Source organism: Bacillus sp. BD48 (assembly GCF_046566805.1).
Lineage (GTDB): Bacteria > Bacillota > Bacilli > Bacillales > Bacillaceae > Bacillus > Bacillus safensis.
Genome location: NZ_JANGFM010000001.1, coordinates 423,649 through 436,914 on the forward strand (window position 1 = coordinate 423,649; position 13,266 = coordinate 436,914).

A 13,266-nucleotide genomic window follows, 5' to 3' on the forward strand; every position below is an offset into this window, starting at 1 on the left:
TTTTCATTCATTATGTAAAAGACGAGACATTCAAGTCTCGTCAAGATACTTTACAGCCGCAGCTGCCACCTGATCCACAGCCACCGCCGCATGATGATAGACCATCAAAATATGGGTTCCCTGTTGGAACTTTAATATATGCTGATACAGCTTGACCGATTTCAATACTAATCTCATCTAAGATGGATTGAATCGCTGTTTCTGCTTTTTTGAAATCAACCACTGTATCGTGAAGATCTAGCTTTCTTTTGACCTCACGCATTTCCTTTGAGATCGTTCTATAGTCCGGATGGTATTTGCCGAACCGCTGCACATCCTCATATTGCTCTTTTACTTTTGTAAAATGAGCAATAATTTGTTGGGCTTCTTCGTCTTGCTGGAGACGCTTAAAGCAGTTGCGGTAATGTTCAGCCTCCTCCGACTGAAGAATCATGGCAGCCAATTGATTTGCTTCCTCTTGGAGCTCCACAGATTCGATTGTCGCATACATAAATGATGCACCTCCAATTCATAGTTTACCACGAAACCTATGGATCAGAAAATGCTTTTACGTGACAAATACATCCCATGTTTCTCTTTTCTGTTTATATTCAGGATGACGAGAATTCAGCACAACAGTCATTTTATGCTTTCCTTTTGAAAGGTGCTTGACCACAAATGCCGCGGTATACTCATTCCCTGCACGTTTCCCGTCTACATACACTGTAAAATATCCCGCCTTCTCGTTCTTTTTCAGACGCTCTGGCTGAAGATGAAAATCTTGAAGTGTACTTTCTATATAGACAGACGATCCCTGCACTTTGTATTTCAAAAAGCCTTGCTGCTTCATTTCGCTTTGAGCTTGCTGCATGACTGGTACTGCTGGGTCTTGCTTGATCACTTGCTCTTCTCCATGTTGACTTTGACACCCGGTGACAAGAAAAAGCAATGCGCCTATTGACAGCATCCATTTCATCATCTGATTCTCCTTTCATCTACTTTTATAGGATGCTCAGGAAATAGACATCTTAATCAACTCAAAAAAAGCCTCAACCGGCTCCATTTTGATTGCGCATTGCTTGGAACATTTGAATCATCATTTCAGCCATTTGGACGCTATTGCTCAACTGACTCACACGATGAGGAATGGTTTTTTCGTAAAAGTTCATTTTATCTAATTCAAAGGACGATAGATTTTCAGGATGCCGCGTCAGCTGTCTGTACCAGAGAGGACGCTGCCTTATGAATTTGATTCGATCCTCTTCGGCCATGACAAATTCCTGTACTTCTTTTCGCACCAGAAGCATCCCCTTTCACTTAATCTTTCCTGAAGGAGAACGGGTGCTGACTGCCTCCAGATGAACCTTTCTTTGAACCATTGGTTGAAAATTGGCCGAGTAAGCTTTGTAAAGAGGAAATAGACTGGCTCATTTTGTTAATCTGTTCATTCATTTGATCAGCGTCCATTTTTTTCACAGCAGAAACCATTTTAGACATAAAATCTGCTTTTCCTGCTTCACTTGGCTTAGAGGCTTTTTCTTCTTTAGCGTCTTCAGATTTCGATTGCCGGTAAGGTGACCACATCTCATCTTCCTCACCAAACATGACCCAATTCTCGTATACACTTTGCCAGCTTTTTTCTTGCGTTTGCACTTCTTGAATTAACTTCGGATGGCGTCTGACGAATTGTTTAAATTCATCAATGGATGTTTGTTTTTGCTTGTTTGTCATATCCTCACCCCCCCATACAAATGCCTACTATACTATATACACCAGCATCTGTTTTGGTGAGCCTCTTTTTAAACATCAAAAAAACAGCTGCGACTATGCAGCTGCTTTCGTTTAAGATGTTTTCTTGATGAAATTTTGGGTGTAATATTTTTCTTTCACCCCTACGCCAAGATGCGTGTAATCTTTATTTAATAACGCCTTCCTGTGACCTTCACTATTGAGCCAGCCCTCTACCGCAGCAGGTCCATCGACATAGTTATAGGCAATGTTTTCACCTGCGAGCTGAAAGCCCACCTCGCCTCTTTCTAACCGGTCTTTCAGCGTACCGTATTTTTTAGATTCATGGGAGAAATAATGATTCTCTTTCATGTCCTCACTATGCATGAAGGCCACTTCAGAGGTTTCATCATCCCACTTTAAGATCGGCAGGTTGTACTTATGACGGATAATATTGGTCATATCAAAAATTTGTTTTTGACTGGAAGCTTCGATATCTTTCCACTTTTCGCCCGATATCGCCTCAGGTTCTATCAATTGACCTCGATAGACCACCTCATACGGCTTTTGTTTCACAAATGTATCTGCGTTGAAGGCCCTGATACTTGAAAGGGTACTTTCAAACTTATCCATGTAAAGCTGAACATACACATCATCTCCCACTTTCACAGTGGGTCTTGTATTCATATCGTCTTCTGAGAATTCAAAGCGGTATGAATTTTGTTCATCCTCTACATGAATGTAAGGTGCAATTTGTGTTTTCTTAAATACTTCACTCGTGGCTTGACCGATTTTAAACGGTTCTACATTCAGTCCGTCTCCTGTTGCAAACAAGGTCACCACTTTACTATCCTTTACCCCTACTTGAATATAGTGCTTCTTCGATTGGTTGTAAATCCACCAGTCATAATCATATGCGGAAGGATCAATGCGATCTGGTTCTCCCAGCTGTTTAAGCACTTCGTTTGAAGATTTCCCCATAAAGGACATGAGTCCCTTTTTTGGGATGTTGATCGGCTTATCGCTAGATGTTTCTTCATTAGACACCTTCGGTTCATTGCTGTTTTCTTTTTCTGGTGAAGATCCATATTGAATAAACAGAACGTACGTTCCAGATATAATCAGGAGGATGAGGAGTGTTTTGAGCACAGTTTTCAAATAAACACCTCCGTTAAATTGGCAAGGTACAAAAAGTACCTTCTACTGTCATTTAAACAAAACTTGCTCCATTTATCAACGACAATACAGCCTATTTAACACGAATTTAAAATATGCCCCTCTTAATGAAGAAATCCTTGTCCATGATTTTGATCCTGTTGAGAGATTTCTGTCAGCGCATCTCCCGCACGATCATTTGATAAATCTTCGACTGATAAATCTCCTAGAGCGACAATCCCTGTTAATGCGCCGTTTTTCACAACGGGAATGCGGCGGAGCTGATGCTCTGACATGAGCCGGACAATTTCTTCAAGTGTTGCATCTTCTTCAGCTGTTAGTACTTCCTTCGTCATCAGCGAGCCCACTTCCTGTGAGTTTGGCTTTTTTTCTGCAATGCCTCTAAGCACAAGGTCACGGTCTGTCACTATGCCAACGAGCTGATCTCCGTCAACCACTGGAATGGCACCGATGTCAGCATCTCTCATTTTGACTGCTGCTTCATACGTATTGTCATCTTGCTGACATGTTACTACTTTTTTTGTCATAATATCTTTGATTTTTTTCGTTTTCACGTTGATTCCTCCATCCGTTATTTTCTTTATTACTGTAACCAGCTTATAAAAGAACATACCTTTCACAGTTGAAAGTTTAACGCTTTCATACTATGATTGTCAGTAAAGGGAATTTTTATAAGGAGGGGTTTTGGGTGAAGTTTGAAGGTACGGGGATTGAAGAGGTATCAGCTGACTTAAATAAATTAGATTTCATTATGGAAAGTGAAGGATTTGTACGAGCCGATCAATGGGATTATGAGCGTGTGACGTACGACAGAAAGTACAGCATGGTAGAGGGAACCTTTTATTTACGGATTTCCGGCTATACTACTGAAGGAGATGTCGGTTCCAAAAAGGCACACATTCAGCTTCTAACACCATTACTTGGAAAACACTATTATCCACATGGCGTTGAATACGGCGAAGGCGAAGATTTCCCTAAGTCTCTCATCCAATCAAGCAAAAAAACACTTGCACAACTGAAGGAAAAACTAGAAGCCATGACGGCTGATGCATAAAACAAAGGGCTAAAATGATTTTTTAGCCCTTTTCCACATACGATGAAAGCACAGCCATCTGGCTGTGCTCAGCGTGTAGACAAACCCTCGCATTCTTTGTCAGTCCTGCGCGCTGGTGCTCACGAATGTCAAATTCGCTCTGCGCCAGTGCTCGTCCTTCCTAGACTTCAAAGGTTTTCTATCACGCTGAAAAGAAGACAAAGGGCTAAAATAAAGTTCATTTTAGCCCTTTGTCGACAATCTGAGCACAGCCATCTGGCTGTGCTTTTTTTATTCATATTTCGGAATAAGCGCATCTGGTACGGCATCTTTTGCTCTTTCTTTTCTTGCCCAGTCAAAGAAGACAACAGCAAGAATAGAGCCGTACACAATCTCCTGAATAATTTTCATCAAAATGGCACCTAGCTGCTGGTCCTCTAGCAGCGGCAAGGTGTGGAACATATCAGGGCCAGTGAGAGCAAGGCCTGCAAGCATTTCACTTGGCACACATAAATGCAGTGCTTGTATCCATGCGCCTGCATCAGAATAGGTTGCATAGATCGGTGCTTCACTAAACATGATGAGTGCACAGGCGGGAGTCATCAATATCCCGTCTGCCATGATATATCCCAGCTTCAAAATGCCTGTGATCTGCGGCTGACTTTGAACTTTATGGACAAGCGGCCACCACATGAAAAAGGCAGCGATAAAAATAACGACCGTCATCAATGCGTGGTAAAACGGATCTGTTTTCACAAAATCAAACACAAGCGGAATGTGATACAGCGAAAACAAGCCGTTAAACCCAAGCAGTGCAATTAAAGGTTTGGAAAACAAACGGAAAACGGATTGAATCCCTGGTGTTTGAATGATCCGCTCCCAAATAGCTGGAGGCAATCCTGTAATAAGGAGAGGCGGGATGACTAAATATAGCACCGCCATTTGCGCCATATGTGCACTAAACATAATATGCCCCATTAAATCAATTGGGCTCCCTTTCACAGCATATAACAGAACAAGCCCCGTCAGAAATAACGTTTTCTCTTTCACCGTCGCACGGTGCTTTCCCTTTGTCACAAGAAGCAGATAAAGAGCAGCTGCTACCGCAATACAAATCAAATAATAAGGGCTCCATAATGCCCGAAATCCGAATATTTCTAAGTTCTCCATTGCTGCGCCTCCTTCAAGGGCAAAGCGGGTTTACCACCATATAATGGTCAAAAAGGCTAATACGGTAATAAACGCAACAAACACACCTGAGTATAGAAACAAAGCGGGTGTTTCATGCCCTTTTTGGTTCATGTGCATAAAATAATAAAGCTGAAAAGCCACCTGAATGCCTGCAAGCAGTAAAATAAATGGTACTGCGAACCAATTTCCAACGTCTTCTGAGGCGATCGTTAAAAACGCAACAAATGTTAATCCAATCATCAAGCCGAAGGAAATGAGCTGATGCTTCATTTCCTCGGCATTTTTCTTTTTACGATATACAAGATCGACTTTGGACTGATTTGTGTTTTTATTTCCCATTCTTATCCCACCATTCCCATTAAATATACAACGGTAAAGATGAAGACCCACACAACATCAATGAAGTGCCAATAGAGACTTGCCACATAATATTTCGGCGCATTGTATAAATCGAGTCCGCGTCTCATATTTCGAATCATAAGAGCGGTAATCCAGCAAAGTCCGAAGGCAACGTGAGCTCCGTGAGTTCCTACAAGTGTATAGAAGGAAGAACCAAGAGCTGAGCTGGTAATCGTAAATTCATACGCATGCACATAGTGATAAAACTCATAAATCTCAACCCCTAAAAATCCAGCACCTAAAAGGACCGTGATACCAAGCCAAAGCTGCATCTTTTTAAAGGCAAAGTTTTTCATATGATACATGGCATACACACTCGTTAAACTGCTCGTTAATAGAAGCATGGTGGCAATAAAGACAAGTGTGAGGTCAAACATATCAGTTGTTTTTGCTCCGCCTGCATTTGAGTTTTTCAGCGCCAAATAAGTGGCAAAAAGCGATGCAAACAGAACGGTTTCTCCTCCAAGAAACAGCCAGAACCCAACAAACTTATTCTTCCCTTCTAACGTGGCCTTCTCAGGAGAAGCCGGAAAGGTTTCCGCCGTCATTTTTTGTGGTTCCATTATGCTTTCACCCCTTTATCATCGTCGTCGGTCAAATCTTCTTTGTGAATATGGTATCCATGATCATCTTTCAGAGACCTAACCAGCATGGTCGCAAACGTAATACCAAGACCAATGAAGATCACCGGAAGCCCCCAGCTGTGCTCTTGACGATACATGAAACCAAACGCTGACACAAATAGACCGAATGAGATAATGACAGGCAAGATGGAGTTATTCGGCATGTGAATATCATCGAGCGGTTCAGATGCTGTCATTCCTTTTTTACCATCCATTTTTTCAATCCATAATGGATCTAGTCCTCTGACAAGCGGAAGCTGTTTAAAGTTGTATTCTGGCGGAGGCGAAGACACTGCCCATTCAAGTGTTCTTCCATCTCCCCAAGGATCGCTCGATACACGCTCCCCTTTTGCTGTTGTCCAGATGATGTTAATGATCATGATCACAACAGCGACAAACATAAACAGTGCCCCAATCGTACTAATCAAGTTCCCAAGCTCTAGACCCTGACCTGGCAGGAATGTAAAGACCCGGCGCGGCATGCCCCATAGACCGAGGAAATGCTGGATAAAGAAGGTTAAATGGAAACCGATGAAAAACAGCACAAAACCAATTTTTCCAAGTTTCTCATTCAGTATTTTTCCAAACATTTTCGGCCACCAGTAATGCACACCTGCTAAAATACCGAATACAACCCCGCCGATAATGACGTAATGGAAATGCGCCACAACAAAATACGTATCATGGAATTGATAATCCGCTGCAGCTGCCGCAAGCATGACCCCAGTTACCCCGCCAAGTAAGAACGACGGAATAAAGGCAACAGAATAAAGCATCGGCGTTGTAAACTTCACATTACCGCCCCATATCGTGAGCAGCCAGTTGAATACTTTAATTCCTGTTGGCACCGCAATTGCCATGGTCGCTACGGCAAAAATCGCATTGGCGATAGGTCCAAGCCCCGTTGTAAACATGTGATGCGCCCACACCATGAATCCAAGGAAACCAATCAATACAGTAGCGAACACCATGGACGAGTAGCCAAACAATCTTTTTCTTGCAAACACTGGAATGATCTCAGAGAAGATTCCGAATGCCGGCAGGATCAAGATATATACTTCCGGGTGTCCGAAAATCCAGAACAAATGCTCCCAGATGATTGTGTTTCCTCCAAGCTCTGGATTGAAAAAGCTCGTGTCAAACATTCTATCAAGCATCAGCATCGCAAGCCCTGCTGTCAGCGGCGGGAATGCGAATAAAATAAGTGCGGAGGCGACAAATGTCGTCCAAGTAAAGAGCGGCATTCTCATATACGTCATACCAGGCGCTCTCATATTAATAATCGTTGCAAGAAAGTTAATCCCGGCAATCAGCGTACCAATCCCCGCAATCTGCAAACCCAAAATATAGAAATCCATTCCATGCCCTTCTGAATTCAGCGTGAGCGAAGCGTATGCAGTCCAGCCTGCATCAGGTGCTCCGCCCATAAACCATCCAAGGTTTAAGAAAATTCCTCCGAAAAAGAATAACCAAAAACCAAGTGAATTCACAAACGGAAATGCTACGTCACGTGCACCAATTTGAATTGGCACAACCGCATTCATTAATGCAAATAAAAGCGGCATAGCTGCAAGGAAAATCATTGTTGTTCCATGCATCGTCATGATTTCATTGTAAACCCCTGCACTGACAAAATCACTTTCAGGGATGGCTAGCTGAATACGGATAAACATCGCTTCTATCCCGCCAACCAAAAAGAAAAATCCCCCTGCCACTAAATATAAAATGGCAATTTTTTTGTGGTCAACCGTTGTCAAGTAATCCCATAAGACAGCGCCAAACCCCCGCTTTTTAGCTATTGTACTCACCATGAAATCCCCCTCTTATCTCCCATTTGCCCCTTTTCATATAGATGTCTATCTTAACGATCCTTTTAACAGACTGTGTCTGACAGATGACGGCTTCTCGGTTGTAGAGACATATTCGGGAGCTCTTAACAAATACTTCACATCGATCACATACCCTCTTGAATATCTGCTCTAGGCGTTACTCGATTTTAAGACCTTTTAAATACTCGTAAAGTGCATCTGCTTCTGAGTCATTTAATTTAGGGTACGTTCCTGTCATCTTATTACCTGGTTTAAAGCTTTCTGGATCTTTCAGCCATGCTTTCACATTTTCTTTGTTCATGTCTTTGATTCCAGCTACTTTCGTTCGCTCTCCGAAGGTCGCAAGGTTTGGTGCTGTCCTTGCTGCTTCCGGCCGTTCGTCACCAGGCTCTACTGCGTGACAGCTTAAGCAGTTTTTCTCTTTAAATAGCTTTTCACCCTCTAAAGCGAGATCCTTTGTGGATTCAGGCTTCTTGTAATCAGCCATTTTTTTCGTCCATCCTAAGAACTCATCTTGAGAAAGCGTTTTAACTTTAAAGTCCATTAAAGCATGTGACGGCCCGCAAAGCTCCGCACATTTCCCATAGAAATATTCCCCTGCATCTTTCGTTCGTTTCGAGTCAAAGGTTAAATAAAATTTGTTCTCATTATCTGTGTTTGTATCAATTTTACCGCCAGCAGACGGAACCCAGAATGAGTGTTTGACATCGGATGCTTTCAGCTTAAAATACACCTTTTGATCTGTTGGTACGATTAATTCCTGACTTGTGACAATCCCATAATCAGGGTATTCAAATTCCCACCAATATAAGCTGGCTCTTACATTGACAACAAGTGTCTTTTCAGGATCTCGTTTTTTCTTATCCATAGCGCTTGTATCCCCTAATTCAAGCGTGTATGCGACAACAGGTACAACGAGAATAATGAGTAGAAGAATCGGAATCGCTGTCCATGTAATTTCCAGGTTGCGGTTCCCTTCCACCTGCTTTGGAATCGTATCTTCTCCCACTTTAGAACGTTTGAATTTAATGATGACGTAAAAGAAAATGATCGATACAACAATGACGACAAGAACCATAATGAGTGTACTCAGTACCGTTAGGAAAAACTGTTTATCTGCTACTTCCCCAACTGGCTTGAGTGTTGATAAGTATGGTTCACCACAGCCCGCCAAAACGAGCGTCAGTAAGAGAAACAGTGAATAAACACGCCATTTTCTTATCATAATTTGTCCCAACCCCTTTTGCTTGATCTCCTTTGCCTTTCGCTTTTTACCTCTTATTTATAAAATCACTTCTTACCCATCAATAACCCCCGCCTCTTATAAAAGCACTTACATTTCCTCTTTTCATAAAAAAATGATGTTTTTACTCAAAATACCATCTATGTATAAACAGAAAGCCGCCTAAATAGAACTGAATATCAGGCGGCTTTCATAGTTGTTAGAAAATGTTGTGTTATAAGATATAGCCATTGTTTTGATGTGATCAAAGTGTATTTCACTCTAGAATAGTGTAATAATAATCATCGCTACGAAAAAGATGGTTAAATAGTTTAATGAATAAACGAACATGAGCGTTGACCACTTCATGACGTCTTTCATTTTAAAGCCCATAAGGCCAATAACGAGCCATCCAATATTAAGCAATGTACCAAGTGCGACAATCGGCCATCCTAATCCACCTAAGAAAAATGGAAGTGGAAGAAGACATGCTGTCCAAATGATGATTTGGCGTTTTGTGACTTCAAAGCCGTAAACAACTGGCAGCATTGGAATGCCCGCCTTACGGTAATCTTCCGTTTTCTTAATCGCAAGTGACAGAAAATGAGGGATTTGCCAAATGAACATAATCATAAACAAAACCCAAGCCGTTGTGTCGATTGTACCTGTGACAGCTGTCCAGCCGATTAATGGCGGAACCGCGCCAGATACACTTCCGATGACTGTATTGATGGTGTAATGGCGTTTAGACCACATGGTGTAAAGAACCGCATAAGTAAAGACTCCAATAAATCCAATCACTGCTGATGTAATGGTTGTCATCAAAAGCATAATGAGTCCTAATACAACAAGCAAAATGCCAAATGCATACGCTTGCCCCGGCTGAATTTTACCTGTAACCGTCGGTCTTGTTTTTGTTCTTTCCATTAATATATCAATATCACGGTCAAACGCATTATTAATCGCGCATGAACCGGCAATAATAAGAGAAGAACCAATCATTGTTAACAGCACAATATCAAGATTTCCAAGAAAACTCATACCTGTAAAATAAAAAGCAAGCCACATTCCAGTAAATGTCGTAATGAAATTGGAATTGACGATGCCCATTTTAATCAGAGCAAGAAAATCTTTCCAAGCTGTTGTTTCTTCTATTTGTCCATGAATAGCTGCTTCCGCGGCTGTTTTGGAATTTGCCAATGTGTATAACCTCCCTTGCCCAAACCTTCAAACGAACGAATGACACGTAAAATCATTACAACTCTATCATACAAGATAAACAGCTGTAAAAAAACATCCTATTAAATAATAAACGACAAACTTGAAGTTATTTGTGAACTTTTCGTGAATTTATTAGGATATATGTGTGTTTCAGAAGGCGGTGCAAAATGAAATATTCTCTCCTCTATTTCTATCAGACTGTCAAAGAAAGATCAAGCACTCTAAATCTGTAAACTTTGTGAACTAACATATCATTTTTTTGTGAACTTTGGTCATTATGAATTGCAACAGAACACGCATTTGGCTTAAACTTGAGAGCATGTGAGGTTTTCATTTATATCAGAAGTTTTTTAGAGAAGGTGAAATAATTTGATGAAATTTGCTTTAAGGCTATTGAGCGTGATCACAACGTTTGTGATGCTGATCGTACTGATTGGCGGTGCGCTTGTTACGAAAACCGGTTCGGGTCTTGGCTGCGGTAGACAGTGGCCCCTTTGCCACGGTCGTTTCTTTCCTGAAATGAACCCCGCTTCCATCATCGAATGGAGTCACCGTATGTCAACAGGGGTTTCCACCATTCTTGTTCTGGCACTGGCGGTGTTATGCTGGAAAAAAATTAGTCCAGTATTCCGTGAAACCAAATTTTTGGTCATCATGTCCATTATATTTTTAATGCTTCAAGCGCTGTTAGGAGCTCTTGCTGTCGTATTTGGTTCTAATGCACTTGTGATGGCACTGCACTTCGGTATTTCACTCATTTCATTTGCTTCAGTATTACTGCTTGCACTTCTTGTTTTTGAAGCAACCAGATCTGAAACAAAGCTTGTGAAGCCGCTTCATATCGGCAAAAAAATGCAGTTCCATATTTATGGGGTGATCACGTATACGTATATCGTGGTGTATACGGGTGCTTATGTGAGACATACAAAGTCAAGCCTTGCTTGCTCTGTCTTCCCGTTTTGTTCAAAAGACGGTGCGCTTCCAGCGTATTTTAATCAGTGGGTCCAAATGTCTCACCGAGCAGCAGCACTTCTTTTATTCGTCTGGATATTTGTCGCTATGTTCCATGCCATGAAACATTATAAAGAACAGAAGCAGCTGTATTATGGATGGATCATTTCAGCCATTCTCATTACACTTCAAGCCATTTCAGGTGTGATGTCTGTTTATTCTCAGCTTGCACTTGGTTACGCGCTGGCTCATTCATTCTTTATTTCTTGTTTGTTTGGGGTACTATGCTACTTCTGCTTACTTATTGCCCGGTTTAAATATGAAAGCAAAGAGCCATTTAGATAAGAATTATATCCCCCTTTCATGTGGAGAGGGGGATTTTTTATTGTTGTTTTGCTTCTTCGAATAGCGAGATGGCTTTTTTGCGTCTTTCCTTGTGATCAACTGTCGGCAGCGGATATGTATCACCTAGCACACAGCTTGATTTCAGCTGTTCATCTATCGGCATTTTACTTGGTTCATGAATCCATTTTTCATCAACATGCTCTAGCTCTGGTACATATTTTCTAATATATTCCCCGCTTGGATCAAACCGCTTCGACTGGGTCGTTGGGTTAAAAATACGGAAGTACGGCACGGCATCTGTCCCAACAGAAGCTGCCCACTGAAATCCTCCGATATTCGAAGCCTCATCATAATCCACAAGTTTTTTTGCAAAATACGCTTCTCCCTTTCTCCAATCAATCAAAAAATCCTTTGTTAAAAATGAGGCGGTGACCATTCTTAAACGGTTATGCATCCAGCCTTCCTCATTTAACTGTCTCATTCCTGCATCAACGAGGGGAAAGCCTGTTTCACCTTTACACCATGCTTCAAACAGCGCCTCATCTTCATTCCATTTCATCCCTTGAAACGCCGAATTGATTTCTTTTTCTTTCATCTCTGGATAATGAGCATAAATCATATGGTAAAAATCCCGCCACGCCAGCTCTTTGATAAAGGTTTCTCGGCCCTCGTCTTCAAACAGCGCCTCCTCATGAACCGCATGGAAGATCGTTCGAATTGAGATGGCCCCTGTTTTTAAGAAACGTGACAGCTTGCTCGTTCCAAAAACAGATGGAATATCTCGTTTTTCATGGTAACGTGTTAGTCTTTTTTGGATAAAGTCATGCAGCGTGTTCATCGCTTTGCGTGAGCCGATTTGATCAAATTTCCTTGAGCATCTCATAATTATACTGCGCAGTTTGTCATTCCCTTTGTGCGAAAGTGGCTCATCACAAATCGTATGAGCGCTGCTGAGAAATGATTTGTCAACTTTTATCACAGGCTGCTTTTCTTGCTTTCGCCATGATTGATAGTATGGAGTAAACACTTGATAATGAGTGCCATCCGCTTTTAAAATATCTTGCGCCCCGTGAAGGTGTGTATCTTGCCATTTTGACACATGAATGCCCTTCTTTTCTAAAAAACCGGTTACATGATGGTCACGCCTTTGACCGATTCCTACTTGATCTTCATTAAAAAAGACAGCCTTGATGTCATACACATCAATAACTTGCTGAAAGGCACGCAAGACATCGTCATGGAGAAGGTGAACATACATTTGAGATTCTCTTGCTTCCTTGACGAAATGCGCCAAGTTTTGAAAAAAATGTTCGTTGTTTAAATCGAGGTCCATTTCAGTAAAAAATGGATCTAGATGATAAAGAGCAAATAATTTGTACTCGTGTTTTTTTGCATATGTGATCGCTTTTGATAAAGCGATATGATCATCTAATCGCATATCCCGGCGAAACCAAATCACAACAATTTTGTCCAACCTTCTTCACCTCACTCTATAGTGTAATCACTCTCACTGGCTGCTGCACATTTTAATGCGCTCAAAAAAAAGACACATCACGGTGGATGTGTCTC

General features: G+C 41.5%; 15 protein-coding genes. 2 read left to right on the top strand and 13 right to left on the bottom strand.

What is annotated here, in order from left to right; translation table 11 throughout:
• Nucleotides 1-40: 40 nt before the first annotated feature.
• From ricF to ACLGGR_RS02140, 6 genes are all read right to left on the bottom strand, one after another.
• The gene (ricF, locus tag ACLGGR_RS02115; protein ID WP_007499807.1) at nt 41-490 is read right to left on the bottom strand and encodes a regulatory iron-sulfur-containing complex subunit RicF; all 450 of its coding nucleotides are present in this window, start codon (nt 488-490) and stop codon (nt 41-43) included.
• A gap of 57 nt (nt 491-547) precedes the next feature.
• On the bottom strand, nt 548-955 hold the full coding sequence (locus ACLGGR_RS02120) for a hypothetical protein (protein WP_024426915.1): 408 nt from the start codon (nt 953-955) through the stop codon (nt 548-550).
• A 73-nt stretch (nt 956-1,028) separates the two neighbouring features.
• A complete protein-coding gene (locus ACLGGR_RS02125; RefSeq protein WP_039178297.1) occupies nt 1,029-1,277 on the bottom strand; it encodes a YlbE-like family protein in 249 nt (82 codons plus the stop codon).
• A 19-nt stretch (nt 1,278-1,296) separates the two neighbouring features.
• Complete coding sequence (locus tag ACLGGR_RS02130) at nt 1,297-1,710, bottom strand: YlbD family protein (RefSeq protein ID WP_142944716.1); 414 nt, start codon at nt 1,708-1,710, stop codon at nt 1,297-1,299.
• 111 nt (nt 1,711-1,821) lie between these two features.
• Nucleotides 1,822-2,865 carry a CAP domain-containing protein gene (locus ACLGGR_RS02135; RefSeq protein ID WP_024426913.1) on the bottom strand — a complete coding sequence of 348 codons (1,044 nt, stop codon included), beginning with the start codon at nt 2,863-2,865 and terminating at the stop codon, nt 1,822-1,824.
• 122 nt (nt 2,866-2,987) lie between these two features.
• Nucleotides 2,988-3,410 (bottom strand): CBS domain-containing protein, encoded by a 423-nt coding sequence (locus tag ACLGGR_RS02140; RefSeq protein ID WP_251215779.1) that lies wholly within the window; start codon nt 3,408-3,410, stop codon nt 2,988-2,990.
• A 161-nt stretch (nt 3,411-3,571) separates the two neighbouring features.
• Between ACLGGR_RS02140 and ACLGGR_RS02145 the strand changes: the two genes are divergently transcribed.
• Complete coding sequence (locus tag ACLGGR_RS02145) at nt 3,572-3,937, top strand: YugN family protein (RefSeq protein WP_410972410.1); 366 nt, start codon at nt 3,572-3,574, stop codon at nt 3,935-3,937.
• Nucleotides 3,938-4,207: 270 nt separating this feature from the next.
• On the opposite strand, the gene ctaG is transcribed toward ACLGGR_RS02145, so the two are convergent.
• The 6 genes from ctaG to cyoE all read right to left on the bottom strand — a co-directional run bounded on the left by ctaG (nt 4,208) and on the right by cyoE (nt 10,380).
• On the bottom strand, nt 4,208-5,086 hold the full coding sequence (ctaG, locus tag ACLGGR_RS02150; protein WP_410972411.1) for a cytochrome c oxidase assembly factor CtaG: 879 nt from the start codon (nt 5,084-5,086) through the stop codon (nt 4,208-4,210).
• Between the two features lie 30 nt (nt 5,087-5,116).
• A complete protein-coding gene (gene ctaF, locus ACLGGR_RS02155) occupies nt 5,117-5,446 on the bottom strand; it encodes a cytochrome c oxidase subunit IVB (protein ID WP_024426910.1) in 330 nt (109 codons plus the stop codon).
• Between the two features lie 2 nt (nt 5,447-5,448).
• On the bottom strand, nt 5,449-6,069 hold the full coding sequence (gene ctaE, locus ACLGGR_RS02160; RefSeq protein WP_024424780.1) for a cytochrome c oxidase subunit III: 621 nt from the start codon (nt 6,067-6,069) through the stop codon (nt 5,449-5,451).
• Nucleotides 6,069-7,940 carry a cytochrome c oxidase subunit I gene (gene ctaD, locus ACLGGR_RS02165; protein WP_142944713.1) on the bottom strand — a complete coding sequence of 624 codons (1,872 nt, stop codon included), beginning with the start codon at nt 7,938-7,940 and terminating at the stop codon, nt 6,069-6,071. Before ctaD ends, ctaE begins: the two co-directional genes overlap by 1 nt.
• A 175-nt stretch (nt 7,941-8,115) precedes the next feature.
• On the bottom strand, nt 8,116-9,183 hold the full coding sequence (gene coxB / locus ACLGGR_RS02170; protein WP_024426909.1) for a cytochrome c oxidase subunit II: 1,068 nt from the start codon (nt 9,181-9,183) through the stop codon (nt 8,116-8,118).
• A gap of 279 nt (nt 9,184-9,462) precedes the next feature.
• Nucleotides 9,463-10,380: a heme o synthase gene (gene cyoE / locus ACLGGR_RS02175; protein ID WP_003211774.1), complete on the bottom strand. Its 918-nt coding sequence runs from the start codon at nt 10,378-10,380 to the stop codon at nt 9,463-9,465.
• Nucleotides 10,381-10,773: 393 nt separating this feature from the next.
• Here cyoE and ACLGGR_RS02180 point away from each other — a divergent pair, with 393 nt between their 5' ends.
• Nucleotides 10,774-11,697, top strand: a complete 924-nt coding sequence (locus ACLGGR_RS02180; protein ID WP_142944712.1) for a COX15/CtaA family protein — start codon at nt 10,774-10,776, stop codon at nt 11,695-11,697.
• Nucleotides 11,698-11,734: 37 nt separating this feature from the next.
• Here ACLGGR_RS02180 and ACLGGR_RS02185 read toward each other — a convergent pair whose 3' ends face one another.
• Nucleotides 11,735-13,171: a cryptochrome/photolyase family protein gene (locus ACLGGR_RS02185; protein ID WP_410972412.1), complete on the bottom strand. Its 1,437-nt coding sequence runs from the start codon at nt 13,169-13,171 to the stop codon at nt 11,735-11,737.
• Nucleotides 13,172-13,266 lie beyond the last annotated feature (95 nt).

What these genes read in the sequence shown, in the direction of transcription:
- ACLGGR_RS02180 (WP_142944712.1), top strand. Translation starts at nt 10,774, where the DNA reads ATGAAATTTGCTTTAAGGCTATTGAGCGTGATCACAACGTTTGTGATG.
- ctaG (WP_410972411.1), bottom strand. Translation starts at nt 5,086, where the DNA reads ATGGAGAACTTAGAAATATTCGGATTTCGGGCATTATGGAGCCCTTAT.
- ctaE (WP_024424780.1), bottom strand. Translation starts at nt 6,069, where the DNA reads ATGGAACCACAAAAAATGACGGCGGAAACCTTTCCGGCTTCTCCTGAG.
- ACLGGR_RS02130 (WP_142944716.1), bottom strand. Translation starts at nt 1,710, where the DNA reads ATGACAAACAAGCAAAAACAAACATCCATTGATGAATTTAAACAATTC.
- coxB (WP_024426909.1), bottom strand. Translation starts at nt 9,183, where the DNA reads ATGATAAGAAAATGGCGTGTTTATTCACTGTTTCTCTTACTGACGCTC.
- ctaF (WP_024426910.1), bottom strand. Translation starts at nt 5,446, where the DNA reads ATGGGAAATAAAAACACAAATCAGTCCAAAGTCGATCTTGTATATCGT.
- ACLGGR_RS02140 (WP_251215779.1), bottom strand. Translation starts at nt 3,410, where the DNA reads ATGACAAAAAAAGTAGTAACATGTCAGCAAGATGACAATACGTATGAA.
- ricF (WP_007499807.1), bottom strand. Translation starts at nt 490, where the DNA reads ATGTATGCGACAATCGAATCTGTGGAGCTCCAAGAGGAAGCAAATCAA.
- ctaD (WP_142944713.1), bottom strand. Translation starts at nt 7,940, where the DNA reads ATGGTGAGTACAATAGCTAAAAAGCGGGGGTTTGGCGCTGTCTTATGG.
- ACLGGR_RS02120 (WP_024426915.1), bottom strand. Translation starts at nt 955, where the DNA reads ATGAAATGGATGCTGTCAATAGGCGCATTGCTTTTTCTTGTCACCGGG.